The organism is Sphaerimonospora mesophila (assembly GCF_001417795.1).
Classification (GTDB): Bacteria; Actinomycetota; Actinomycetes; order Streptosporangiales; family Streptosporangiaceae; genus Sphaerimonospora; species Sphaerimonospora mesophila.
Map to the genome: position 1 here is coordinate 396335 of NZ_BCBX01000033.1, position 23727 is coordinate 420061.

21 protein-coding genes and 1 pseudogene are annotated in these 23727 nt (G+C 70.0%); 13 read left to right on the top strand and 9 right to left on the bottom strand.

Annotated features, from left to right (window positions below; all coding sequences use genetic code 11):
- Window positions 1–124: 124 nt before the first annotated feature.
- From AP234_RS39495 to AP234_RS11810, 5 genes and pseudogenes are all read right to left on the bottom strand, one after another.
- Window positions 125–631, bottom strand: a pseudogene (locus tag AP234_RS39495) (DUF998 domain-containing protein); the annotation flags it as partial.
- 85 nt (window positions 632–716) lie between these two features.
- Window positions 717–2426 (bottom strand): alpha-amylase family protein, encoded by a 1710-nt coding sequence (locus AP234_RS11795; RefSeq protein ID WP_055479615.1) that lies wholly within the window; start codon window positions 2424–2426, stop codon window positions 717–719.
- A gap of 190 nt (window positions 2427–2616) precedes the next feature.
- Window positions 2617–2820, bottom strand: coding sequence for a cold-shock protein (locus AP234_RS11800; protein ID WP_055479616.1), 204 nt, complete (start codon window positions 2818–2820; stop codon window positions 2617–2619).
- Between the two features lie 165 nt (window positions 2821–2985).
- A complete protein-coding gene (locus AP234_RS11805) occupies window positions 2986–3933 on the bottom strand; it encodes a phosphotransferase enzyme family protein (RefSeq protein WP_235558118.1) in 948 nt (315 codons plus the stop codon).
- Complete coding sequence (locus tag AP234_RS11810; protein ID WP_055479617.1) at window positions 3930–5375, bottom strand: helix-turn-helix domain-containing protein; 1446 nt, start codon at window positions 5373–5375, stop codon at window positions 3930–3932. Before AP234_RS11810 ends, AP234_RS11805 begins: the two co-directional genes overlap by 4 nt.
- A gap of 265 nt (window positions 5376–5640) precedes the next feature.
- Here AP234_RS11810 and AP234_RS11815 point away from each other — a divergent pair, with 265 nt between their 5' ends.
- From AP234_RS11815 to AP234_RS11825, 3 genes are all read left to right on the top strand, one after another.
- Window positions 5641–5955, top strand: a complete 315-nt coding sequence (locus AP234_RS11815) for a hypothetical protein (RefSeq protein ID WP_235558119.1) — start codon at window positions 5641–5643, stop codon at window positions 5953–5955.
- 111 nt (window positions 5956–6066) lie between these two features.
- Window positions 6067–7422, top strand: a complete 1356-nt coding sequence (gene cysS / locus AP234_RS11820; RefSeq protein ID WP_055479618.1) for a cysteine--tRNA ligase — start codon at window positions 6067–6069, stop codon at window positions 7420–7422.
- Window positions 7423–8069: 647 nt separating this feature from the next.
- Window positions 8070–9911, top strand: a complete 1842-nt coding sequence (locus AP234_RS11825) for a glycoside hydrolase family 6 protein (protein WP_152990365.1) — start codon at window positions 8070–8072, stop codon at window positions 9909–9911.
- Between the two features lie 225 nt (window positions 9912–10136).
- Here the strand turns inward: AP234_RS11825 and AP234_RS11830 are convergent, their stop codons facing one another.
- The 4 genes from AP234_RS11830 to AP234_RS11845 all read right to left on the bottom strand — a co-directional run bounded on the left by AP234_RS11830 (window position 10137) and on the right by AP234_RS11845 (window position 13219).
- Window positions 10137–10322 carry a hypothetical protein gene (locus tag AP234_RS11830; RefSeq protein WP_055479620.1) on the bottom strand — a complete coding sequence of 62 codons (186 nt, stop codon included), beginning with the start codon at window positions 10320–10322 and terminating at the stop codon, window positions 10137–10139.
- A gap of 88 nt (window positions 10323–10410) precedes the next feature.
- Window positions 10411–11373 carry a 2,3,4,5-tetrahydropyridine-2,6-dicarboxylate N-succinyltransferase gene (dapD, locus tag AP234_RS11835; RefSeq protein WP_055479733.1) on the bottom strand — a complete coding sequence of 321 codons (963 nt, stop codon included), beginning with the start codon at window positions 11371–11373 and terminating at the stop codon, window positions 10411–10413.
- A gap of 11 nt (window positions 11374–11384) precedes the next feature.
- Window positions 11385–12080, bottom strand: coding sequence for a response regulator (locus AP234_RS11840; RefSeq protein ID WP_268778047.1), 696 nt, complete (start codon window positions 12078–12080; stop codon window positions 11385–11387).
- Window positions 12077–13219: a sensor histidine kinase gene (locus AP234_RS11845; RefSeq protein ID WP_055479621.1), complete on the bottom strand. Its 1143-nt coding sequence runs from the start codon at window positions 13217–13219 to the stop codon at window positions 12077–12079. The genes AP234_RS11840 and AP234_RS11845 overlap by 4 nt, the downstream gene beginning before the upstream one ends.
- Before the next feature lie 161 nt (window positions 13220–13380).
- Between AP234_RS11845 and AP234_RS11850 the strand changes: the two genes are divergently transcribed.
- The 10 genes from AP234_RS11850 to AP234_RS11895 all read left to right on the top strand — a co-directional run bounded on the left by AP234_RS11850 (window position 13381) and on the right by AP234_RS11895 (window position 23403).
- Window positions 13381–14046 (top strand): hypothetical protein, encoded by a 666-nt coding sequence (locus tag AP234_RS11850; RefSeq protein WP_055479622.1) that lies wholly within the window; start codon window positions 13381–13383, stop codon window positions 14044–14046.
- Window positions 14047–14158: 112 nt separating this feature from the next.
- Window positions 14159–15295, top strand: coding sequence for an ergothioneine biosynthesis glutamate--cysteine ligase EgtA (gene egtA / locus AP234_RS11855; RefSeq protein WP_055479623.1), 1137 nt, complete (start codon window positions 14159–14161; stop codon window positions 15293–15295).
- Window positions 15292–16659 carry an ergothioneine biosynthesis protein EgtB gene (egtB, locus tag AP234_RS11860; RefSeq protein WP_083502009.1) on the top strand — a complete coding sequence of 456 codons (1368 nt, stop codon included), beginning with the start codon at window positions 15292–15294 and terminating at the stop codon, window positions 16657–16659. Before egtA ends, egtB begins: the two co-directional genes overlap by 4 nt.
- A 13-nt stretch (window positions 16660–16672) precedes the next feature.
- Window positions 16673–17467 carry an ergothioneine biosynthesis protein EgtC gene (gene egtC / locus AP234_RS11865; RefSeq protein ID WP_055479624.1) on the top strand — a complete coding sequence of 265 codons (795 nt, stop codon included), beginning with the start codon at window positions 16673–16675 and terminating at the stop codon, window positions 17465–17467.
- Window positions 17468–17506: 39 nt separating this feature from the next.
- The gene (gene egtD / locus AP234_RS11870; RefSeq protein WP_055479736.1) at window positions 17507–18481 is read left to right on the top strand and encodes an L-histidine N(alpha)-methyltransferase; all 975 of its coding nucleotides are present in this window, start codon (window positions 17507–17509) and stop codon (window positions 18479–18481) included.
- Window positions 18482–18633: 152 nt separating this feature from the next.
- Window positions 18634–18828 (top strand): hypothetical protein, encoded by a 195-nt coding sequence (locus AP234_RS11875; RefSeq protein ID WP_055479625.1) that lies wholly within the window; start codon window positions 18634–18636, stop codon window positions 18826–18828.
- 113 nt (window positions 18829–18941) lie between these two features.
- Window positions 18942–19640 carry a hypothetical protein gene (locus AP234_RS11880; protein WP_055479626.1) on the top strand — a complete coding sequence of 233 codons (699 nt, stop codon included), beginning with the start codon at window positions 18942–18944 and terminating at the stop codon, window positions 19638–19640.
- A 327-nt stretch (window positions 19641–19967) separates the two neighbouring features.
- The gene (locus AP234_RS11885; RefSeq protein ID WP_055479737.1) at window positions 19968–20657 is read left to right on the top strand and encodes an SDR family oxidoreductase; all 690 of its coding nucleotides are present in this window, start codon (window positions 19968–19970) and stop codon (window positions 20655–20657) included.
- Between the two features lie 203 nt (window positions 20658–20860).
- A complete protein-coding gene (locus AP234_RS11890) occupies window positions 20861–21790 on the top strand; it encodes a sigma-70 family RNA polymerase sigma factor (protein WP_152990366.1) in 930 nt (309 codons plus the stop codon).
- Between the two features lie 269 nt (window positions 21791–22059).
- Entirely contained in the window at window positions 22060–23403 is a 1344-nt protein-coding gene (locus tag AP234_RS11895) for an ammonium transporter (RefSeq protein ID WP_200926452.1), read from the top strand.
- The last annotated feature ends 324 nt before the right edge of the window (window positions 23404–23727 follow it).

Here is a 23727-nt window from a genome sequence, read left to right on the forward strand (position 1 = left end):
GCCTCTCCCGGGCCGTGACGAGATCACGGCCGGGGGAGGGGCGTGGCGCGGGCCGGCGCAGCGGCATCACGATCAGGGCGGCCACCTCGGTGACGACGGTCAGCCGCTGGGTGAGCCCGGCGGGCACGGCCCCCGGGTCGATGCCCAGCGCCCTGATGACGTACGGCACGGCCACGAGCACGAGCGAGCCGAGCGCGGCCATGCTCAGCCATCGCAGGACGGACGCGTGGAGCCGCGAGCCGGTCATCCCGGCGACGATCAGCCCGGCGATCGGGACGCTGAGGAAGGCCACGAACGCCGCATATCTGTGGATCCCCCCGGAGAGCGACAACGACACTCCGGGGCGATCCGTGGGAAACCCGGCGACCAGCAGCAGGCAGCAGCTCCACAACCCGATCAGGAGCGCGGCCCCCCGGCCCAGCGGGGTGGGGTGCAGGCCGGCCAGCCGTACGGCGAGCACCGCCGAGCCGACCGCGATCAGCGTGAGTGAGACCGGCAGCAACCAGCCGTACGGCGCGAAGACGTACGCGCTGATCATGCCCTGGAGCGGGTCCAGCCCCGACATCAGGTGCAGCACCGCCATTCCGGCCAGGCCGCCTCCGATCGCGGCATTCCCCAGCAGCATCCTCATGCCTCATCACTGTGGCCGTGCGGATGCGGCCGGCCCATCGGAGATCGACCGGACTCCTCCCTGACCCGTCCCTTAGGGAGACGGGTCACCTCGCCCGGGGTTCGTCTCCGGAATCGGCCGGGGCCGTCTCGGGGGTGGAGGCCCGGAACCAGCGGCAGCCGTACCTGCCGAGCTTGAACCTGACCCGGCCCTCGTCGGAGATCTCGATCGTCCCGTCCACCAGCAGGTCGGTCAGCACCTTCGACGAGTCGAGCCCGTCGAGGGTGAGCTCGACCTCGGTCGGTACGTCGCTGAAGTTGTGCACGGCGACGATGGTGTCGCCGCCGCAGTCGACTCGGTGCGCGAGCACCGACTCGGCCCCCGGTTCCGGCCCGGTCGGTCGCAGCACGGTGCAGTCGCCCCAGGCGAGCTCGGGGGTGTCGCGGTAGGTGTGGACGAGCCGGGTGATCCACGCCAGCAGCGAGTCGGGGTCGCGGTGCTGGGCGCTCACGTTGACCCGCTCCGGGCCGTACTCCCCGCGCACGACACCGCTGATCTTCGCCGGATCGGCCTCGCTGAAGCCGCCGTTGCGGCCCGGGGTCCACTGCATGGGCGTGCGCACGGCCTGGCGTCCGTCCAGCTCCAGGTTCTCTCCCATGCCGATCTCCTCACCGTAGAAGAGGACCGGTGTGCCGGGCAGTGAGAACAGCAGGCTGTACACCATCTTGATCCGGTCCATGTCGCCGCCGAGCATCGTGGGCAGGCGACGGCGCAGGCCCCGGCCGAACAACCGCATGTGCTCCTCCGGGCCGAAAGCGGCGAAGACCTCCTCGCGTTCGGAAGAGCTGAGCTTGTCCAGCGTGAGCTCGTCGTGGTTGCGTACGAACGTGGCCCACTGGCAGTCCTTCGGCGGCCGGGGGCGCTCCCGCAGGGCGTCGATGAGCGGGCGGGCGTCCTTGCGCGCGAGCGACAGGTACATCCGCTGCATCCCGATGAAGTCGAAGCACATGGTGATCTCGTTGCCGAGATCGTTCCCGAAATACTTGACCAGGTCGTCGTAGGGCAGGTTGACCTCGCCCAGCAACGCGGCGCTGCCGTCCCTGCGGTTCAGGAACGCGCGCAGGCAGTTGAAGAACTCGTGCGGGTCGGGCAGTTTGTCCTCGTCGTGCTCGACGACCTGCTCCAGCAGGTACGGCACGGCGTCGACGCGGAACCCCGACAGGCCGAGCTCCATCCAGAACCCGAGAATCCTGGCGATCTCGTCCTGCACCTCGGGATTGGCGGTGTTGAGATCGGGCTGAAAACGGTAGAAGCGGTGGAAGTAGTACTGATCGGTCGTCTCGTCGTACTCCCACAGGCTGGTCTCCTGGTCCGGGAACACGATGCCGCCGGGATCGTCCGGTTCCGGCCGGTCCGACCAGATGTACCAGTCGCGATAGCGGGACTCCCTGCTGGAGCGGGCCTCCCTGAACCAGGGATGTTCGTCGGAGGTGTGGTTGACGACGAGATCGGCGATCACGCGGATGCCGCGGTCTCTGGCGACGCGCATGAACTCGGCGAAATCGCCCAGCGTGCCGAGCCGCGGATCCACGCTGTAGAAGTCGGTGATGTCATAGCCGTCGTCGCGGTCGGGGGTGGGGAAGAACGGCATCAGCCATATGCACGTGACGCCCATTCGGTCGAGATGGTCGATGCGCTGCATGGCGCCGCGGAAGTCGCCGATTCCGTCGCCGTCGCCGTCCGCGTACGTCTCGATGTCGAGGCAGTAGATGACCGCGTTCTTCCACCACACATCCGAAGTCAGACTCAGCCTCATGAGCCTTCCGGCTGCCCGGTAAAGGCCGCGTAAAACCTACCGGGCCGGACGTGCGGTGAAATGAAGGTCCCGACGGGAAATCTCCCGGCGGGAAAGGTTTCGGTGGGGAACGTCCCGAGTGGTGCCGGGCCCGCGCCGTCCTGACGGATACGGCGCGGGGCCCGTGATCTCCGAGACGCTGAGGCGATCGTTAGAGCGGCGTGACCTGCTCGGCCTGCGGCCCCTTGGCGCCCTGCACGGTCACGTAGCTGACCCGCTGGTTCTGGTCCAGGCTGCGGTAACCGTTCGCGTTGATCGCCGAGTAGTGGACGAACACGTCAGCGGTACCGTCGTCCGGAGCGATGAATCCGAAGCCCTTTTCGGCGTTGAACCACTTGACGGTGCCTTCAGACAACTGCTTCTCCTTTTCGGGAGCCTCACCACGTCACCAGGAAGCATGCATGCCCGCTGCCGGCAAACCCTCCCGAGTGCGCTTAATCGCGAGAAATACCTGTTCTTGTAATGACAACTGCGACACTTCCGCGCAGCCGTCCCGAAACGTACCCCCGAACATCGGGCACTATGCGGGCGCCGCCATGTACCACCTCGCGTGCCCGTCGCCGCGGGTCAGCGAGTCGAGGCGGCGGGGCAGCTCCTGCCGTGAGAACGGGTCGCCGACCGCGTTGCGGATGTGGATGCCCACCGCGTACATGTCCCTGACCTCCATCAGCGTGCTGTAGCCGGGCCACAGCCTCAGGTCGGAGCCGTACGCGCGGGCGAAGTCGTCCACGTCGGAGGCGGACAGCCCGAACCGGCGCTGACCGTGGTAGGTGTGCACGAGGTCCCACTCGCGCGGCCCGACGGCCACGCCGTCCCAGTCGCACAGCATGACGTCCCCGTCGTGAAGACGCAGCAGGTTGTCGATCCAGGCGTCGCCGTGCAGGAGGACCGGCGAGCCGGTGTCCAGATCCAGCCACCGGCCGGTGAGCTCCTCGATGCGATCGCGCAGCCAGGCCCGCTGGTCACTGGTGAGCACCCCGGCGCCGGGCTCGACCGCATGCTCCACCGCGTGCCGCACCTCGGCGAGCGGATCGGTGAGCCGCCGCAGCGCCATCGGCGGCACCGGCTCGCCGTGCAGGCTGCGCAGCACCCGGCCGAGCTGCCTGGTGGTCGGCCGTCCGGTGGACCGGACGTACCGCCAGAAGGTGACGGTCCGCCCGTCGTGCACGATCGGCTGGCCGGGGATCTCGTCGACGGGTCGTACCGCGGGAAACCCCCGGTCGGCGAGCCAGCGCGCGACGGCCAGCACCACGGGCAGCCGGGTCACCGCGTCGGGGTCGGTCGTGATCCGTACGACCATGTCGGCGCGCAGTTTGAACACCGCGTTGCTGCGCAGCCGCAGCAGCCGGGCCCCCGTCGCGTCGAGGCCGAGCCGTTCGCACACGTCCCGGAGCACCTCGGACGCCTCGTCGGCGAGCGGACAGTCATCCGCCGCCGGCCTCCTCGCCCGCACCACGCCCCGGCTCACAGTCGGGCGTCCAGGGGCGGTTTGAGAGACGACTCCGCCAGCACCGTGCGCAGGTGCCGTACGGCGGGCAGATCGGGGTCGACCTCGGACAGCAGGGCCGTGGCCCGGCTGACCACGATCGAGGTGCGGTGCTCGGCCGGCACCTGCCCGAGAGCCTGCGCCGCGATCCGGCACGCCTCCTCCTGGTCGCCCTGCCGGGCCAGGTGGGACGCCTGATCGAGCAGGATCAGGGCGGGATCGATCGTGTGGAAGCCGGGCGGATAGGCGTCGATGCCCTGGATCTGCTGGGCGTCGCCCAGCTCGATGAGCGTTCCGGTCCGGTAGAACGTCATCCGCTTCTCCGTGAAGACGAAGGCCAGATCGTCCTGGCTGAGGCCGCGCATGCGGGCGAAGATCTGTTCGGCCTCCGCGAGCGCGGTCCTGGCCGCCTTGCCGTCGCCCATGCGCGCCAGCGCGCGTGCCTCGGCCGCCGCGGCGAGCGCCGCGGGCGAGCTGGGTGCGGAACCCGCCAGCATGCGCGCCTCGCGGGCCAGGCGCACCGTCTCGCCGAGATCCCCGTAGTAGTAGAGCAGCATGGTCTGCTGCGCCCGCACCAGCGCACGCAGCCGCAGGTCTCCCATGTCGTCCGAGGCCGCGCGGGCGGTGCCGTACCAGGCGTGTGCCTGACGGGTGTCGCCGAGCTTCATCAGCGCGTCGGCGGTCAGCAGCGACAGCATCGTGGTGGCGGTCAGCAGACGGCGCTGCACGGAGAACGGCTGCCGCGCCGCGCTCAGCCTGCGTACGTCGGAGAGCTCGAGCATGACCCGGCAGAGCATCGGCAGCGGCGGGGTGATCATGTATTCCCTGCGGTAGCGCAGCACCTGCTCGTCCAGCCGGTCGAGCTGGTCCTCGGTCACCGAGCCGGCGGCGAGCGTACGGTCGAGATCGTGCCGGGTGCCCTCGACCTCGGCGAAGAAGCGGCCGTCCGGCGTGCCGAGCAACATGGCCTGGTGGAACAGCGCCCGGCGCTCGACGTCGTCGGACATGAGCTCGTCCAGACGCGTCGGGTCGTCGGCCCTGGCGTGACTCACGACGATGACGCGCGGCCCGCCGGGGTCCTCGCAGTAGTCGCCGGCCAGGCCGAGCCGTACGGCGTTGGCCCGGTAGAGGCGGGCGAGCAGTTCGATGGTCTGCGGGCGGGGACGGGCCCGGTTGTTCTCCCAGGCGTTCAGGAGGTCGATGCTGGCGCGGGGCAGGCCCAGCGACTCCTGCTCGCAGAGCGACTCCAGCTCCTCGATCGCCTGCCTGGCCGACCAGCCCCGGGCCAGCCGGTGGGCCTTGAGCAGGCTCGCTCCACAGCATCCGTGGATCGCCTGGGCGGTCTGCCAGAGCGTCCACTGCCGTGCCCCGGCCTGCTCACGCCAGCGGCGGGCGCACGCCGGTGAGTGCTCTCCACGGGCCATACAGCGCCCCCCTAGCAGGCCCTCGAAGTGGTCTCCCCGCTGCGCGGGCTCACCTTTACGGTTGTTCCCCCAAGGTAAACCGGCATGCACCGGATCCCCATCGACTGTTACGGCTTCGTGGCCGCCGATCCGTGGATGTTCCACGGAATGCCGACGAATTCCCTGGTTGTCACACGGTTTCGCGGGGCGGCCGCGATTGCCCCGCCGGACGGCATGGGTCCACCCTGACCGATGACGGGTCCCGACATCTCCTCTGGAGGACAGCGTGTTGGAAGACGCCGTGTTGGACGAGGCCGTGCACACGGATCCCGCTGAGGCGCTCGATCACCTGCAACGGCTCGCGGCCCAGCTCGAGGCCCACTCGTTCCAGGTGCGCCTGACGGCCCCCAACGGACGCCACCCGAGCCTGCGTGTGATCAACCCGATGGAACCCTCGATGGCCGAGGACGTGCTGGCGTCCGACGAGACCGACGGCGAGTGGTGGTACTGGCTGTCGTGGGCCGGACGGATCGGGCACGCCTCGGACGTCGTCACGGCGGCCGAGCGGATCGCCAGCGTCCTGCACGTCATACGGCGGTAGCCGAGGGTTCGCGATATTCCACGCCCGGGCAAACGGCATTTACCCGGGACTGGACACGCCTGGCGCGCGCGGTGTCGACAGCCGGCGGATTTTGGGCCTACCCTCGGATGGGTGGGTCTTCGCCTTTACGATACGCACCGTCGCGCCGTCCGTGATTTCGCCCCTCGAATTCCCGGAACGGTTTCGATTTATCTCTGCGGCCCCACCGTCGTCGTTCCGCCGCATGTGGGGCAGATCAGGTCGCAGGTGAGCTTCGACATCCTGCACCGGTGGCTGAAACACCGCGGATATGACGTCGTGCTCTGCCGGAACGTCACCGACATCGAAGACAAGATCATCGGAAGGTCCCTTTCCGAGGGCATCCCGTGGTGGCGGGTCACCGACCCGGTGCATCGGACGTTCGCGCAGGTCTACGCGGCGCTCGGCTGTCTTCCACCCACGGTGGAGCCCCGTGCGACCGGCCACATCCCCGAGATGATCGAGATGATCGAGCAGCTGGCCGACGCCGGGCACGCCTACGAGCACGACGGCGACGTGTATTTCTCGGTCGGCTCCTATCCGGACTACGGATCGCTTTCCCGGCAGCGGGCGCAGCACATGAGAATAACCGAGGAAAACGAGCGGGGGAAAATCGATCCGCGTGATTTCGCGCTGTGGAAGCGGGTCAGGCCGGGGGAGCCGTTCTGGCACTCGCCGTGGGGCGAAGGACGGCCGGGATGGCATCTGGAGTGTTCCGCCATGGCCCGTAGGTATCTGGGTGAGGAGTTCGACATCCACGGCGGCGGAGCGAATCTGATTTTTCCACACCATGAGAATGAGATGGCCCAGTCGCGGGCCGCGGGCGACTCTTTCGCGCGTTTCTGGCTGCACAACGGACCGGTCACCCATCGGGGCGAGAAGATACGCAAGCACGTGCGCAATCCGCTGGCCGTGCCGCCGCTGCTCGACCGGATCCGGCCCGTGGAACTCCGCTATTACCTCGGTGCCGCCCATTACCGATCGCCGGTGGAATTCTCCCTCGCCGCCCTGGAGGAGGCCGCCGCGGCCTATCGGAGGGTCGAGCGGTTCGTGCTGCGGGTGGGCGCCGACGCCGATCGCGAGCTTCCGTCCCAGTTCACCGCGGCGATGGACAACGATCTCAACGTGCCGGCCGCGCTGTCGGCCGTGCACGCGGCCGTCGGCGAGGGGAACGCCGCGCTGGGGGCCGGCGACCATATGAGAGCGGTCAGGAAATGTCGTTCCGTACGGGCCATGCTGAATGTCCTCGGCCTCGATCCGCTCAGTGAGATCTGGTCATGGGAAACGCATCTCCAGGACGTCGCCGAGGCCGTACTCCGGGTGGTCCGCGACATGGCGTCGGCGAGCTTCGCGCGAGGGGATCATGAACGTGCCCTGATCGTGGAGCATCAGATCGAGATGGCTCTGGCAAAACGTCACAAAATCCAACATCCAGCACTTATCAGATAGCCGATCACGATCTCCATCACCCCTCCCTTAAAGGCGACGATCTCGCTTGACGATCTCGCTTGACGATCTCGCCTTACGGATCTCGCCTGACGGATCTCGCTTGGCGGCGGCGATCCCCCCTCAATGGCGGTGATCTTGCGAATTCTCGCAGCCGTGCCCGGTGACCTGCGAAGATGTGATTCGTGATCTTGCGGAAGCTCGCACGGTAGGCGGCCGACCCGCGGCTTCGCCATCCGCGATCTTGCAGTGCAAGATCGGCGTTGGTGTTCTTCCTGGTCGGCGGCGCCGTGTGCGAGTTTCTGCAAGATCAGGGTTGGTGATCGCGCAGGTGGGAGGGGGTGCCTGCGAGAATTCGCAAGATCACGCGCGGGGGGTGGCGGGAGGGGGTGTGTCGCCGCCGATGGACTGGCGAGGGCGTGATTCCGGGGCTTTCCGAAGGGGATTCGGTGAAACTTTCAGGGGTCGCCGGGGTCTTCTCCACCGTGGTGAGAGGGCGGATGACCAGCTAGGGAGCCCGCTCGTCGTCATTGGAACGACGGCCGGGCCCGGGGTCCGCGTATCTGGGTGCTGTACGGGCGTCAGTGGCGTGCCTATGGTCTGTGGGAGCGCTCCCAAGCGCATTGATGATCGCCAGGAGGACCTACGCAATGAGATCCACCCCCCGACTCGGAGCCATGCGCTCCATGGTGCGCCGCGGAGCGATCGCGGCGACCGTGGCCGCGATGGGCTCCACGATGGCCGTGGCCGCCGCCACATCGGCGAGCGCCGCGGTCTCGTGCAAAGTCACCTACGACCAGAGCGAGTGGCAGGGCGGCATGTCCGTCAACCTCTCGATCCAGAACCTGGGCGACCCGGTCAACGGGTGGACGCTCACGTTCACCTTCCCCAACAGCGGTCAGCGGGTCGCGCAGGGCTGGTCGGCCAACTGGAGCCAGTCCGGCAGCAACGTGACCGCGACGGCCATGGACTGGAACAAGTCGCTCGGCAGCGGCACCTCGACGAGCATCGGCTTCAACGGCACCTGGAGCGGCAGCAACCCGAAGCCGACCGACTTCAAGATCAACGGGGTCTCCTGCAACGGCACGACGCCGACGCCGACTCCCACGCCGACCCCCACCCCGACGCCGACGCCGACTCCCACACCGACGCCGACGCCGACGCCCACTCCTACGCCCACCCCGACCCCGACGCCGACGCCGACTCCCACGCCGACGCCGCAGCCCGGCGAGCACGTGGACAACCCGTACGCCGGGGCCGACGGTTATGTGAACCCGGACTGGTCGGCCAGCGCCGCCTCTGAGCCCGGTGGCTCGCGGGTGGCCAACGAGTCCACGGCGGTCTGGCTGGACCGCATCGCCGCGATCACCTCCGGCTCCGCCGGCAACAACAGCAAGGGCCTGCGCGACCACCTGGACGAGGCGGTCAGGCAGGACGCGGCCAACGGCAGCAAGCCGCTCACGATCCAGGTCGTGATCTACAACCTGCCGAACCGCGACTGCTCGGCCCTCGCCTCCAACGGTGAGCTGCTGATCGCCGAGAACGGCCTCCAGCGGTACAAGACCGAGTACATCGACGTGATCGCCGACATCATGGCGGACCCGAAGTACAGCAACCTGCGCATCGTCGCGATCGTCGAGATCGACTCGCTGCCGAACCTCATCACCAACACCAACCTGGCGAAGTGCGCCGAGGCCAAGTCGAGCGGCGCCTACGTCGACGGTGTGCGGTACGCGCTGAACAAGCTGCACGCCATCCCCAACGTGTACAACTACGTTGACGCGGCGCACCACGGCTGGATCGGCTGGGACACCAACTTCGGTCCGACCGCCGACCTGTTCGCCGAGACCGTCCGCGGCACCACCGCCGGCTTCAACAGCGTCGACGGCTTCATCACCAACACCGCCAACTACTCGGCGCTGAAGGAGCCGTACTTCAACATCAACACCACGGTCAACGGCACCACGGTCCGTCAGTCGCGGTGGGTCGACTGGAACTACTACGTGGACGAGCTGACCTTCGCCCAGGCCTTCCGGAACCAGCTCATCCAGAAGGGCTTCTCGTCGAAGATCGGCATGCTGATCGACACCTCCCGCAACGGCTGGGGTGGTACGGCCCGTCCGGCCGGGCCGAGCACGTCCACCGACGTCAACACCTTCGTCAACGAGTCGCGCATCGACCGCCGGATCCACGCCGGCAACTGGTGCAACCAGGCCGGCGCCGGCCTCGGCGAGCGGCCGAAGGCGAACCCCGAGCCGGGCATCGACGCCTACGTCTGGGTCAAGCCTCCGGGTGAGTCCGACGGCTCGAGCTCCGAGATCCCGAACAACGAGGGCAAGGGCTTCGACCGGATGTGCGACCCGACCTACGGTGGCAACGACCGCAACGGCAACAACGCGAGCGGTGCCCTGCCCGACGCCCCGGTCTCGGGCCACTGGTTCTCCGCCCAGTTCCGTGAGCTGATGGCGAACGCCTACCCGCCCCTTTCGTAAGACCGAGGCACACCGGCGAGGTCGCCGTCACAGAGTCACCGAGTGACCGATTCTCCCAGCAGCGGGCCCTGCCGTCCTCCGACGGCGGGGCCCGCCCCTTTTTTTCCGGCTTTGCGGCTTCTCCGGCTTCTCCCGCTCTTCCGGCTCGACGGCCCGCTGACGGCCGGGAGTGCGCCGGCCGACGCGCAGATCGATCCCGGCCGGCCGGGCGGGACGTACGGCCGGTCAGTGCCCGGAATATCCGGAGCGGCTGCCGCTCGAGCGGGTGATCTTGAAGACGACGGAGACGATCAGTGCGATGGCTCCGATGATCAGGAGCCACTTGAGCGCACTGAAGATCAAACCGATCACCGACCCCAGGACGATGAAGCCGACGACGACGAGCGCTGCGATCAGAAGAATGCGTGCCATGTCTTCACCGTACGAGCCGTCCGCCCTGGAATCCCAGGGCGGACGGCCAAGTTCAGGGCCGACTCAGGGACATCTCAGGGTGCCGCGGTCAGTCGTTGGCGTGCAGTTCGGCGTTGAGCTCGATCCCGGCACCACCCCTGGACACGGCCTCGACCGCGCCGGTGGTCGAGTTGCGGCGCAGCAGCAGGCCCGACCTGCCGGACAGCTCCTTGGCCTTCACCACGCCGCCGTCGGCGAAGGTGACCTTGGTTCCGGCCGTCACGTACAGCCCGGCCTCGACGACGCAGTCGTCACCCAGTGAGATGCCGATGCCGGAGTTGGCCCCGAGCAGGCACCGCTCTCCAACGGAGATGACCTGCTTGCCGCCGCCCGAGAGGGTCCCCATGATCGAGGCGCCGCCGCCGACGTCGGAGCCGTCGCCGACGACCACTCCGGCGGAGATCCGCCCCTCCACCATCGACGAGCCCAAGGTGCCGGCGTTGAAGTTCACGAAGCCCTCGTGCATGACGGTCGTCCCGCTCGCCAGATGGGCGCCCAGCCGAACCCGGTCGGCGTCGGCGATCCGGACGCCCGCGGGAAGCACGTAGTCGACCATCCGCGGGAACTTGTCCACGCCGTGTACGGTCACCGGGCCCCGGGCACGCAGGCGCAGCCGCACCTTCTCGAAGCCCTCGACCGGGCACGGCCCGTGGTTGGTCCACACGACGTTGGCAAGCAGTCCGAAGATCCCGTCGAGGTTCACCCCGTGCGGCCGGACCAGGCGGTGCGACAGCAGGTGCAGCCTGAGATAGGCGTCGTGGGTGTCCACCGGCGGCTCGGACAGCCGGGCGATGCCCGTACGCACCGCAACGACCTCCACCCCGCGTGCCGGGTCGGGCCCGAGCAGCGCCGCCATGTCCGCGTCGACGTCCTCGGCCGTCAGCCGCTCGGTGCCCTTGGCGGGAGGCTCGCCGAGCGCGGGAGAGGGATACCAGGTGTCCAGAACGGTGCCGTCCGAGGCGACGGTCGCCAAGCCGATGCCGTACGCACCCGTGGGATCGATAGCTGTCATGTCGTCCAACGCTACCGGCAGCGGCGGGGCGGGACGCCGGGGCGTACGAGCCCGGCCTCGTACGCGTACCGTACGGCCTGAGCACGATCACGCAGGTGGAGCTTGGCCAGCAGCCGGTTGATGTGCGTGCTGACCGTCGCCTCGGCGATGGACAGCGTCGCGGCGATCTCGGCGTTGGACAGCCCCTGGGCGATCAGGCGGAGCACCTGCCGCTCCCGCGGCGTCAGGTCGCTCGGGGCGGCGTCGGCCGTGGGCGTCCGGACGTACGTCTCGATCACCCGCCGGGTCACGGCGGGGTCGAGCAGGGCCTCGCCCCTGGCCGCGCTGCGGATGGCGGCGAACAGTTGCTCGGGTGGTGAGACCTTGAGCAGGAAACCGCTCACCCCGGCGCGCAGGGCGCGGTCCAGGTTGTCGTCGGTGTCGTAGGTGGTGAGCATGATCACCCGCGGCGCCCCCGGCAGGGCGAGGATGCGTCCGGCCGCCTCCAGTCCGTCCACGCGGGGCATCGCGACATCGAGCAGCACGACGTCCGGCCGCAGGCCGGCGGCCAGCTCGATCGCGGCCCGCCCGTCGGACGCCTCGCCCAGTACGGACAGGTCGGGCTGGGTCCCGATCACCAGCCGCAGCCCGGCGCGGATCATCGCCTCGTCATCGGCGATCACGATGCCGATGCGCGGGGGAGGGCCGCTCTCCTGGACGTCGCTCACAGGGGAAGCACCGCCCGGACGGCGAAGCCGCGGCCGGTCGGCCCCGCCGAGAACGAGCCCTGGAACAGGGCGACCCGCTCGCGCATGCCGATCAGCCCGTGGCCGCCCCGCTGCCCCGATCTGCTCCGCTCCGGTGGTCCGGTGCCGTCGCGCGGCCCCCGGTCGACCACCTCCAGGCGGAGCTCACGGGGCGTGAACTCGACGGTGACGGCGACCTCCGTCGGGCCCGCGTGCCTGAGGGCGTTGGTCAGCGCCTCCTGCACGATGCGGTAGGCGGACAGGTCGAGGCCCGCGGCGAGCGGCACCGGGTCGCCGCGCACGTCGAGCGTCACGTCGAGCCCGGCCGACCGCATCTGCTCCAGCAGGTCGTCCAGCCGGTCGAGGCCGGGCCGCGGGCCCGCCGCCGCGCCGTCGGGGCCGCGCAGCAGACCGAGCATGCGCTGCAGCTCCTCGACGGCCCCCCGGCCGATCTCCTCGATGCCGGACAGCACCTCCCGCTCGAGCCGCTGGTCCTCCCGCAGCGAGAGCCGTACGCCGCCGGTCTGCATGGTCATCACGCTGACGCTGTTGGCCACGATGTCGTGCAGCTCGCGGGCGATGCGGGCGCGCTCCTCGGCGACGGCCTCGCGGGCGAGCAGCTCGCCGCGCTCGGCCGCCTGCACGGCGAGCACGCGGTGGCGGCGCACGGCGGTTCCGGCACCCGCCGCGATCGAGGTCATGACGAGGGCCACGGCCACGTCGCCCCATCCGGCCGGCGGTGACGACGCGGTCAGCATGCAGAGCAGGTACGCGCCGGTCGCGGTCAGGCCGACGCCGGCCTTCACGCTGACCGCCCGCACCTCGGACAGCAGGGTGAACAGCAGCACGAGCTGGGTGTAGAACTGCCAGGCGGCCGCCGTCTCGTGCAGCAGCAGGAACGACGCGATGTTGACGGCCGAGTAGACGCACAGGACGGCGAACGGCGCACGGCGGCGGAAGAGCACCAGCGCCGCCGCGGCCACCCCGGCCCCGATCCACCAGGCGAGGTACGACCGGGTCGGCGGCACGGCACGCCCGCCGATCTCCTCCGCCACGGCGAACAGGCCCACGATGACCGCGACGAGCCAGTCGACCGCTGTCGGGGGACGGCGCTGGAACATGAGGCAGAGGGTAGCCGTCGCCGTCCCCGCACCGTTCCAGGGCCGCCCGTCATGGACACTCCGGGGGAGGCGACGCCCTGCCGGAATCAGCCTCCGGGGGGAGGGGGCGTCAAAGAGCGCTTTGACGACCGGACGGGGGCCGGCTCCCTACCGTCCGGTCCATGATTGCCAACGCGAACTCCTTCCGCCGCCTCGCGGCGGGCGCCTGCCTCGTCCTCGCCCCCCTCTGCCTGCTGCTGGGCATGGTCGTCGACCCCTACGAGCCCGGCGACGTCATGGCCTACGCGAACAACCCCGGCGCGGCGGGCATCAGCGCGACGCTGCTGCACTACGCCTGGGTGCTCTGGGTGCCGGCCGTCCTCGGTCTGGTGCACCTGGTGCGCGGACGGGGGGTGGTGCTCGCCAACCTGGCCGGCGCCGCCGCCGTTCTCGGCCTCATCAACTTCTCCTCGATGATGGTCGTGGACTTCATCGACATCACCCTCTTCCAGAACCTGCCGGCGGAGCAGGCGCAGAAGCTCATCGACGATTCGGCGCACCCCGCTCTGATCTTCGGCTGGCAGATGCCCGGAATGATCGGCTCGTTCCTCGGACTCACGCTCGTCGCGGTCGCCTACGCCCGGTCCGGCCGGGCGGGCTGGTGGTTCCCGGCCGGCGTCCTGGTCGGCCTGCTCGTCTGGCTCTTCGGCGCGAACCAGGGGAACGCCCTGCTCGGGCTGGCGGGCCCGGTGATCCTGCTGGTCGTCTTCGGGGTCGTCGGCGTCTCGCTCATCCGGATGGGCGATGAGGACTGGTCGGCCAGAGGCATTCGCGGCATAGCCGGATGATTCATCCTGTTTAGCGGCTGATCATCCCATTAATACCCTTGTAGGTTGAATGTCGGGATTCCGGGCAGGAATCCACATCGGCAGGGCCTGTGCCGGCGCCGATGGAGGGCGGATGACCGATGTTCAGGCGTACGCCCGTGAGTGTTTCCACGGGGGCGGCGCGGACCGGCTGGGCGTCGAGCTGGAGTTCCTGGTCTACGACGCCGTCCGTCCCGCGGAGCAGGTGCCCGTCGCCCGGATCCGCGACGCGCTCCCGCCGCTGCCCGGCGGGAGCCGCGTGACGTTCGAACCCGGCGGGCAGCTCGAACTCTCCGGGCCGCCGGGCCTGCTGCCCGTCGCGGTGGCGCGCCTCGCCGCCGACGTCCGAGCCGTACGGCTCGCGCTCGGCGAGGCGGGGCTGTCCCTCGGCGGGGCCGGGCTCGACCCGCGGCGCCCGCCGGTACGGCAGCTGCGCGAGCCGCGCTATGAGGCCATGGCGGCCTTCCTCGGCGTGCCGTACGGGCTCACCATGATGTGCTCGACCGCGTCCATCCAGCTCAACGTCGACATGGGCGGTGATCCCATCGCCCGCTGGACTCGGGCGCACCGGCTCGGCCCCGTGCTGGTGGCGGCCTTCGCCAACTCGCCGGCCGGAGGGTGGATGTCGGCGCGCCAGGCCATCTGGGCCGCCCTCGACCCCAGCAGGACCGCGCCGGTCGCGCCGCCGGGGCAGGGCGGGGACCCGGCCGCCGACTGGGCGCGCTACCTTCTCGACGCCCGCCTGATGATGATCAGATGTGCCGGGGGCGGCCTGCGCCCGGTCCTGGACGGCTCGGCGTTCCGCGACTTCGCCAGGGTGGCCGGCCGGCCGCCGGAGCAGGAAGACCTCGTCTATCACGCCACCACGCTCTTCCCGCCGGTGCGGCCGCGCGGCTGGCTGGAGATCCGCTACCTCGACGCCCAGGGGGCCGACGACTGGGCGGTGGCCGCGGCCGTCGTGTACGCCCTGATCGCCGACGACCGGGCGGCCGAGACCGCGCTGGAAGCGGCGGCGCCGGTGGAAGGCCGGTGGACCGACGCCGCCCGGCTGGGGCTGGCCGACCCGGGCCTGCGCCGGGCGGCCGCCGCGTGCTTCCGGGCGGCGGCCGAGGCGCTGCCCCGGTCGGGGGCGGAGCCGGAGCTGGTCGCCCGGGTCCGGGCGTTCGCCGCCAAGCACATCGAATCGGGACGATCCCCGGCCGTCGACCTGATGGAGGAGCTGATCGTATGACCGAGCTCAACGATCTCCACGGCATGACCGGCGCGGACGATCCGTACTCATGGAACGACCCGCACCGGCTGAAGGAACGGATCGTGGCCGAGCTGGCGACGGTGCGCGCGCGCTCCCTGACGTACACCGACGCGGACGACGACCTGCTCGTCCGGCAGCACTCGCCGCTGATGTCGCCCCTGGTGTGGGACCTCGCCCACGTCGGCAACTACGAGGAGCTGTGGGTGCTGCGCACGGTGGGCGGCATGGCCCCGCTGCGGCCGGAGATCGACGACGTCTACGACGCGTTCAAGCAGCCGCGCAGGGACCGGCCGTCGCTGCCGCTCCTCTCGCCGGACGAGGCCAGACGCTACATCTGCGGGGTGCGCGGCCGGGTGTTCGACGTGCTCGGCGAAATGGACCCCGACGCCATGCGCCTCGGCGGTCCCGACCCGCTGCGCACTGGAGGGTACGTCTTCGGGCTGGTGGCGCAGCACGAGCACCAGCACGCCGAGACCATGCTCGCGACGCTGCAGCTGTCCGGACAGCCCGGACTGGTGCCCGATGGCGAGTTGCCCACCGGCCCGTACGCCGGCCGGCCGGGCGGTCCCGTCGCCGAGGAGATCCACATTCCGGCGGGGGTCTTCACGATGGGCGCGAGCGACGCCTCGCCCTGGGCGTACGACAACGAGCGGGCCGCCCATCGCCGGCACCTGCCGGACTACTGGATCGACCGCCACCCGGTGAGCAACGGCGCGTTCGCGGCGTTCATCGCCGACGGCGGGTACGACGAGCCCCGCTGGTGGAACCCCAGGGGATGGAAATGGGTGTGCCGCTCCGGGGTGCGCGCGCCGCTGTTCTGGACGTGGGACGGCGACACCTGGGTGCGCACGCGCTTCGGCAGGACCGAGCCCGTGCCGGAGGACGAGCCCGTGCAGCACGTCTCCTGGTATGAGGCCGACGCGTACGCGCGCTGGGCGGGCAGACGGCTGCCGACCGAGGCCGAGTGGGAGAAGGCGTGCGGCGGGCACGCCTACCCGTGGGGCGATCTGCCGCCGAGCGCGGAGCAGGCCAATCTCGGCAATCGGGCCGCCCGCCCGGCACCTGTCGGGGCCTTCCCCCGGGGGGCCAGCCCGTACGGCGTCGAGCAGCTCATCGGCGACGTCTGGGAGTGGACCGACTCCTGGTTCCTGCCCTATCCCGGTTTCCGCGGCTTTCCGTACCCCGAGTACAGCGAGGTCTTCTTCGGGGAGAGCTACCGGGTGCTACGCGGTGGGTCCTGGGCCACGCATTCCACGGCGGTCAGGACGACGTTCCGGAACTGGGACTACCCGATCCGCCGGCAGATCTTCGCCGGTTTCCGCTGCGCCCGCTCGGAAGACTGACCGGAGGACCGAGGTGTGCCGTCACGCGGCGTGGTTCGGCCCGGCCCGGCCGCTCTCGTGGCTGATCTCCGAGCCGGAGAACGGCCTGCTCAAACAGGCGTACGCGCCGCGGATGCAGCGGTACGGCACCGTCAACGCCGACGGCTTCGGCATGGGCTGGTACGACCCGGTACGCCACGAACCGGTGCGCTACCGCCGTGCCGTCCCCATCTGGGCCGACGCCAACCTGCCCGGCCTGGCCGCGGCGGCGCGGTCCACCTGCCTCATCGCCGCCGTACGGTGCGCCACGGTGGGCATGCCCGTCGAGGAGACGGCCACCGCGCCGTTCGCCGACGGGCGCTGGCTGCTCAGCCACAACGGGCGGGTCGGGCGGGACGGCGTCAGACGGCTGGCGGCCGATCTCGCCGGTTTGCGCGACCCCGACAACCTGTGCGACCCCGAGAGCCCGCGTGACCTTGAGAATCCGTGCGAGCCCGAGAGCCTGTGCGACTCGGCGTGGCTCGCCGCCCTCGTGTTCACCGGGCTGCGGGCCGGGGCCTCGCTCGCCCAGGCCCTGACCGTCGTCGTCGAGCGGGCCGCCGCCGCCGATCCTGGGGCCCGGCTCAACCTGCTCGCCTGCGGCGGCGCGGAGGTGGCCGCCGTCGCCTGGGGGGACAGCCTGTACGCCCACGTCGGCGAGGGGGTGCTCGTGGCCAGCGAGCCGCTGGACGACCGCCGGGGATGGCGCCCGGTGCCCGACCGCAGCCTCCTGTCGGCGTCCCCCGACGGCGTGCTGATCGCCCCGATCGGTCGGGGACCGTCCCGTTGAGATCCGTTGGATCGAGATCCGTTCGACGAGGAGCGACTCATGGCCGTGATCGACCATCTGGACGACGACTATCTGCGGCAGGCGCTGGAGCACGACGTCCGCATCGGGCTCACGGCCACGCCCAAGTGGCTCCCGCCGAAGTGGTTCTACGACGAGGCGGGCGGCGAGCTGTTCTCGGCGATCACCCGTCTCCCCGAGTACTACCCGACCCGGCGTGAGCTGGACATCCTGCGCCGGCACGTACGCGACATCGCCGCGCTGAGCCGGGCCGACACGCTCGTCGAGCTGGGATCCGGCACCAGCGAGAAGACCGTGCTGCTGCTTGACGCCCTCACCTCGGAGGGGACGCTGCGCGCTTACCTGCCGGTCGACGTCGACGTGGTCACGCTGGAGGCGGCAGCGGCCCGGCTCGCCGTCCGTTATCCCCGGCTCGATCTGCGGCCCGTCCGCGCCGACTTCGAGCGGCACCTGGCGCTGCTGCCCAGGCCGGGCCGCCGGATGGTGGCCTTCCTCGGCGGCACGATCGGCAACCTGCCGCCCGCCGCGAGGGAGGTGTTCCTGAAAGAGCTGCGCGCCACGCTGCGGCCGGGCGACACGCTGCTTCTCGGCACCGACCTGGTGAAGGACGTCGGCCGGTTGGTCGCGGCCTACGACGACGCCCTCGGCGTGACCGCTGAGTTCAACCGCAACGTCCTGCGCGTGCTCAACCGGGAGCTGGCCGCCGACTTCCGGCCGGAGGCCTTCGAGCACGTCGTCCGCTACGACGAGGACAACGAGTGGATCGAGATGCGCCTGCGGGCGACCCGTCCCATGCGGGTCGCGATCCGCGCGCTCGGCCTCACCGTCGTCGTCAGGGAGGGCGAGGACATCCGTACGGAGATCAGCGCCAAGTTCCGGGAGGAGGGCCTGGCCGCGGAGCTCACGCGGGCCGGGTTCGCGGTCGCCCGCCGATACACCGATCCCGCCGGGGACTACGCCCTGACCCTCGCCACCGCCGCCCACCCGGTCTCATAAGCCGCCCACCCGGTCTCAAAAGGGGCCCGGGGGCGCCGCGACGGCGTGACGCCCGAGTATCGGAGAGGCGATGATCGCCTGCCGTACGAATTTTGGCGGGATATAGGGGTATTTCCGAGGAGAACAGTTGCTCTGCGGCGGAAGGTAGCGGAATGGAGTCTCGCGAGCATTTCATGTTCCAGAAGATGGCCGCCGAGCTGAAACGGGAGGCGGCCTGCCTGACCGGCGACCGTCTGCTGGCCGCCGAGGCCGACACCGAGGAGGCCGAGGCCAGACTGTGCCTGACGTGGTACGACATCCTCGACACCACCTGGCATATCCGCCTGCTCTACGATCTGCCCGGATAGCCTTTTCCCGTGGGGATCGGCTGCACGGCCGTAATGCCGAGCCGATTCGCCTCGATCAAGTGCTGACGTGCCGAAGTGATGACCACGGTGTGCATTCTCGGAGAGGCGGCCTGGTGACCAGGGTCGAACTTCCCCCCTTCCATCTTCGCCTCGTCGAGGACGCCCGCGCCGTCCTCGACCGGTACGGCCTGCTGCTCGCCGGCGGTTACGCGCTGCGCGCGCACGGCCGTACGGACCGCCCGGTCGACGGCCTGACGTTCGCGACGGGGGACGAGACGCCGCCTGCCGAGATCGCCGACGCGATGGCCGCGGCCTTCCGCGCGACCGGTCTGGCGGCCGAGGTGGGGGAGAGCGGTCCGCGAACGGGACGCGTCATCGTCACCGACGAGATCACCGGCCAGAAGTGCGAGGTCACGCTGCTCGTCGAGATCCTGCGTGACCGGCACACCGCCGTCGAGCCGTGCCCCGTCGTGGGCCTCGACGACGCGGTCGGCCTCAAGGTCAGGGCGCTCCACGACCGCGGCCTGCCGCGCGACTTCGCCGATGTGGCCTCGGTCTCCGAACTGTACGGCTTCCGCTCCCTCGAACGGCTGGGCGCCGGCCATGACGACGACTGGCGTACGGAGCACCTGATCGAACGGCTGGAGACCGTCGACCTCCTGGCGGACGAGGCGTTCGGCGACTACGGCCTCGACGAGGAGCGGATCGCCGAGATCCGGCGGTTCGTCTACGCCTGGGTGGAGGACATCAAACTTCGCCGGGTCGATGACGGCGACGCCGAGTTCGATCTGGATGTCCCCGAGGTGGACTGAGTCACCGAGGTGGACTGAGTCACCGAGGTGGACTGAGCCACCGAGGTGGACTGAGCATCCCGGATGAACGGACTCCCCGGGAGGGGACACCGGCGGGCTGACCTCCCCGTGGGAGCGCCGTGAGCAGGGCTTACACCGATCCACAGCTTGTCACGACCGAGGATCGGGAAGTTCTGGAGTGCGTTACCTCTCCTTCATATCGCGGCGGGGCGCGCGTGCGGGCGCGCCCGTACCGTGGTCTGAGGCGGGGCGCCCGGTGTTCGCACACCGGGCGCCCCGCCGTTCTCCTGGTCGCTCCCCTGATCGGCGAGACCTAGAGTGAGGATCATGAGACGGCCCATGGCTTTGATCACCGGTGCCTCGCGGGGGGTGGGCGCCGCGGTCGCCCGAGCCCTGACCCCCACGCACGACCTGCTGCTCGGCGGCCGGGACCGCGCCGCGCTCGACCGGCTCGCCGCCGAACTGCCGGGCGCCCGCCCCTGGGCGGTGGAACTGGCCGAGCTCACCCCGGCGGACGTCGCGGGGATCGATCGGCTCGACCTGCTCGTCCACAGTGCGGGAATCGCCCGGCTCGGCCGGCTCGCCGACATGCCGGCCGAGGTGTGGCGGAGAACGTTTGAGATCAATGTCGTGGCGGTGGCCGAGCTGACCCGGCTGCTGCTGCCCGCCCTGCGGGCGGCGCACGGCCATGTGGTGCTCGTCAACTCCGGGTCGGGGCAGCGGGCCAACGCCAACTGGGGCTCCTACGCGGCGAGCAAGTTCGCGCTGCGCGCCTTCGCCGACGTGCTGCGCGACGAGGAGCATCCCAACGGCGTACGGGTCACCACGATCTATCCCGGCCGGGTGGACACCGACATGCAGCGGGACGTGCGGACCCAGGAAGGCGGCCCGTACCAGCCGGAGCGTTACCTGCAGCCGGAGTCGGTGGCGAGGGCGGTGCTCGCCGCCGTCACGGCCACGCCGGACGCCCATGTCACCGAGATCACCGTACGGCCGGCCGCCGGTCCCACACGCTGATCCGGCCTCGTTTGGGCCGCGGCCGCCAGGGTAGTCGGGGATTCTCCGGGGAGCGCATCCTCCTTGGGGAGGAATCGAAAACCATTCCCCGGACGTATTAAATTACGGAATCTTTGCCACGGAGAATTCGTTGGTCGGGTCAGGGACCGGGGAGCCGGATCCGCACAGTGCACATGGCCGCGCGGTGGAAGAGGTGCCAGCGAATGGCGACGGGGAATCGGACGCAGGACCGGCAGGATCGGGACCTGCTCGGGACCTACCTGATCGAGATCGGGCGGGTCCCCCTGCTGACGGCTGAGCAGGAGGTGGAGCTCGCCAAGCGCATCGAGGCAGGGCTCTTCGCCGAGCAGTTGCTCGACAGCGGCCGGACCGAACCGAAGATCGCGGATGCGACCGACGAGGAGCTGGAGCGCATCGCGATCTCGGGACGCCGCGCCAAGGACGAGTTCATCCAGGCGAACCTGAGGCTCGTGGTGGCGGTGGCGAGGAAGTACTCCGGTCGGGGCATGCCGCTGATCGATCTGGTCCAGGAGGGCAACCTCGGCCTGGTCCGCGCGGTGGAGAAGTTCGACTATCGGCGGGGGTACAAGTTCTCCACCTACGCCACATGGTGGATCAGGCAGGCGGTCGGCCGTTCGATCCACGAGCAGGCCCGGCCGGTACGGCTGCCGACGCACGCGGGGGAGCAGATGACCCGGCTGATGCGGGTCCGCAGGGACATGCTGGCCGAGTTCGACGTCGAGCCGACCGACGCCGAGCTGGCCGAGGTGCTCGACCTGCCGATCGAGCGGGTGAAGGAGCTGCGCCGCTGGGCCAGCGACCCGGTGTCGCTGCAGCTCGGGGTGGGCGACGAGGACGAGACCGAGCTCGGCGACATGCTCGCGGACGACACCTGGGCCGACCCGGAAGAGCAGGCGATGGCCACGCTCGACAAGGAACGCCTGGAAGACTGGCTGACCGGGCTCGAGGGTCAGGTCAGTGAGATGCTGCGCTGGCGTTACGGCCTCGTCGACGGCCGGGAGCACACTTTGACCGAGGTGGGGGAGCGTTACGGCATCGGCCGTGACCGCGCCAGGCGGCTGGAGCGCGACGCGCTCTCGCGCCTGCGCAAGATGGCGACGGCTGCCGCCTGAGCGGCGCCGTACGGAACCTCCGGCGAAAGCTCCCGGGAACGCGCACCCGAGCAGGGTGCGCGTTTTCGCGTCTCGGCACGTTCTCACCCGTTGGCGAGCCCGCCGGACGGAGATCGCACGCGCGTGAATTCCGGTACGCGCTGAGGTGGCCGAAATCACCCGGAAACGTGTCGCCCATCGGCTTCACGCGGGCGAAACACTCGAGGTCGTGATCTGAAACAGCGGAATTGCACGCTGTGATCGACTCAGCGGAAAGGAGGGCCGCGTCGGTGAAGATCGATACCGGCAACACCGCCTGGATGATCACAGCCACCGCATTCGTGTTGTTGATGACTCCCGGCCTCGCGTTCTTCTACGGGGGCATGACCAGGGCGAAGAGCGCCCTGAACATGATGATGATGTCGTTCGTCAGCATGGTCGCGGTGACCGTCACCTGGACCCTGTACGGACATTCGATGGCGTTCGACACGTTCGGCGAGGCCGATGGCCTCGTCAACGGGTTCGTCGGGGGCGCCGACGCGTTCGGACTGCAGAGCCTCGTGGGCGCGGTCACCGGCGATGACGGAACGGGCATGCCGAGCCTGGTGTTCTCGGCCTTCCAGCTCACGTTCGCGATCATCACGGTCGCCCTGATCAGCGGTGCCATCGCCGACCGAGCGCGGTTCGGCTCGTGGGTCGTCTTCTCGGTCGCCTGGGCGACGCTGGTCTACTTCCCCGTCGCCCACTGGGTGTGGGGTGGTGGCTGGCTGGCCGATCTGGGCATCGAGGACTTCGCCGGCGGCACGGTCGTCCACGTGAACGCCGGGGCCGCCGGACTCGCGCTCGCGCTGGTGCTGGGCAGGCGGGTCGGCTGGCCGGAAGATCCGATGCGCCCGCACAACCTGCCCATGGTGCTGCTCGGCGCGGGCCTGCTGTGGTTCGGCTGGTTCGGCTTCAACGCGGGCTCGGAGCTGGCCGTCGACGGCACGACCGGCCTGGCGTTCATCAACACGCAGATCGCGGCGGCCACCGCCGCCGGCGCCTGGCTCTTCGTGGAGAAGCTGCGCGACGGGCACTCGACCTCCCTCGGCATCGCGTCCGGCGCCGTGGCGGGCCTGGTCGCGATCACGCCCGCCTGCGGTTTCGTCGACCCCTGGGCGGCCGGGGCGCTCGGGGCCGTCGCCGGCACGGCCTGCGCCTGCGCCGTCGGGCTGAAGCGCAGGTTCGGCTACGACGATTCACTGGACGTCGTCGGTGTGCATCTGGTGGGCGGCGCGATCGGCGCCGTCGCCCTCGGCCTCGTCGCCCGCTATCCGTTCGCGCCGGGACAGAACCAGGGGCTGGTCTACGGAGGCCCGATCTCGCAACTCGCCGTGCAGGCGATCGGTCCGGTGGCCGTCGGGCTCTACTCCTTCGGCATGGCGTGGATCATCGGAAAGGCCATCGACAGGACGATGGGCTTCCGGGTGACCGCGCAGGAGGAGATGACCGGCCTCGACCTCACCACCCACGCCGAGAGCGGCTACGACCTCGGCCGCGGCTCGGGGGCGTCGCCGTACGGATCGCCGAAGGCGGCGGTCTCGGCGGTGTCGCCGGTCTCGGCCATGTCGTCCGGCCGGCCGCCCTCGCCGTGACCGGCCGGGTCCGGACGCCACGGGCTTGACGTGAGGGGCCCCTCCCGAGAGACTCGGTGCGCAGTAAAGCGGCAATTGTCTCTTGTATGGGGATTACACGGGGGGCCTGTCGACAGGCGGGCATAGACGGGCTGCAGCGGCTTCCGAAGCCTCGGGAGCCGCTGTCGATCGCGTGAAGGCGGATCGGGCGAAGATCTTCTCACCTGTTCGTAACGATTGCGTGGCGCAACCAGGGTAAGGTCACCCGTCCGGGTGACCTTGTGGTCGAATTGTCCCGCTTATACAGCTATGTCGCTCATGCTGTCAGAACGCGTGAAGACAGGC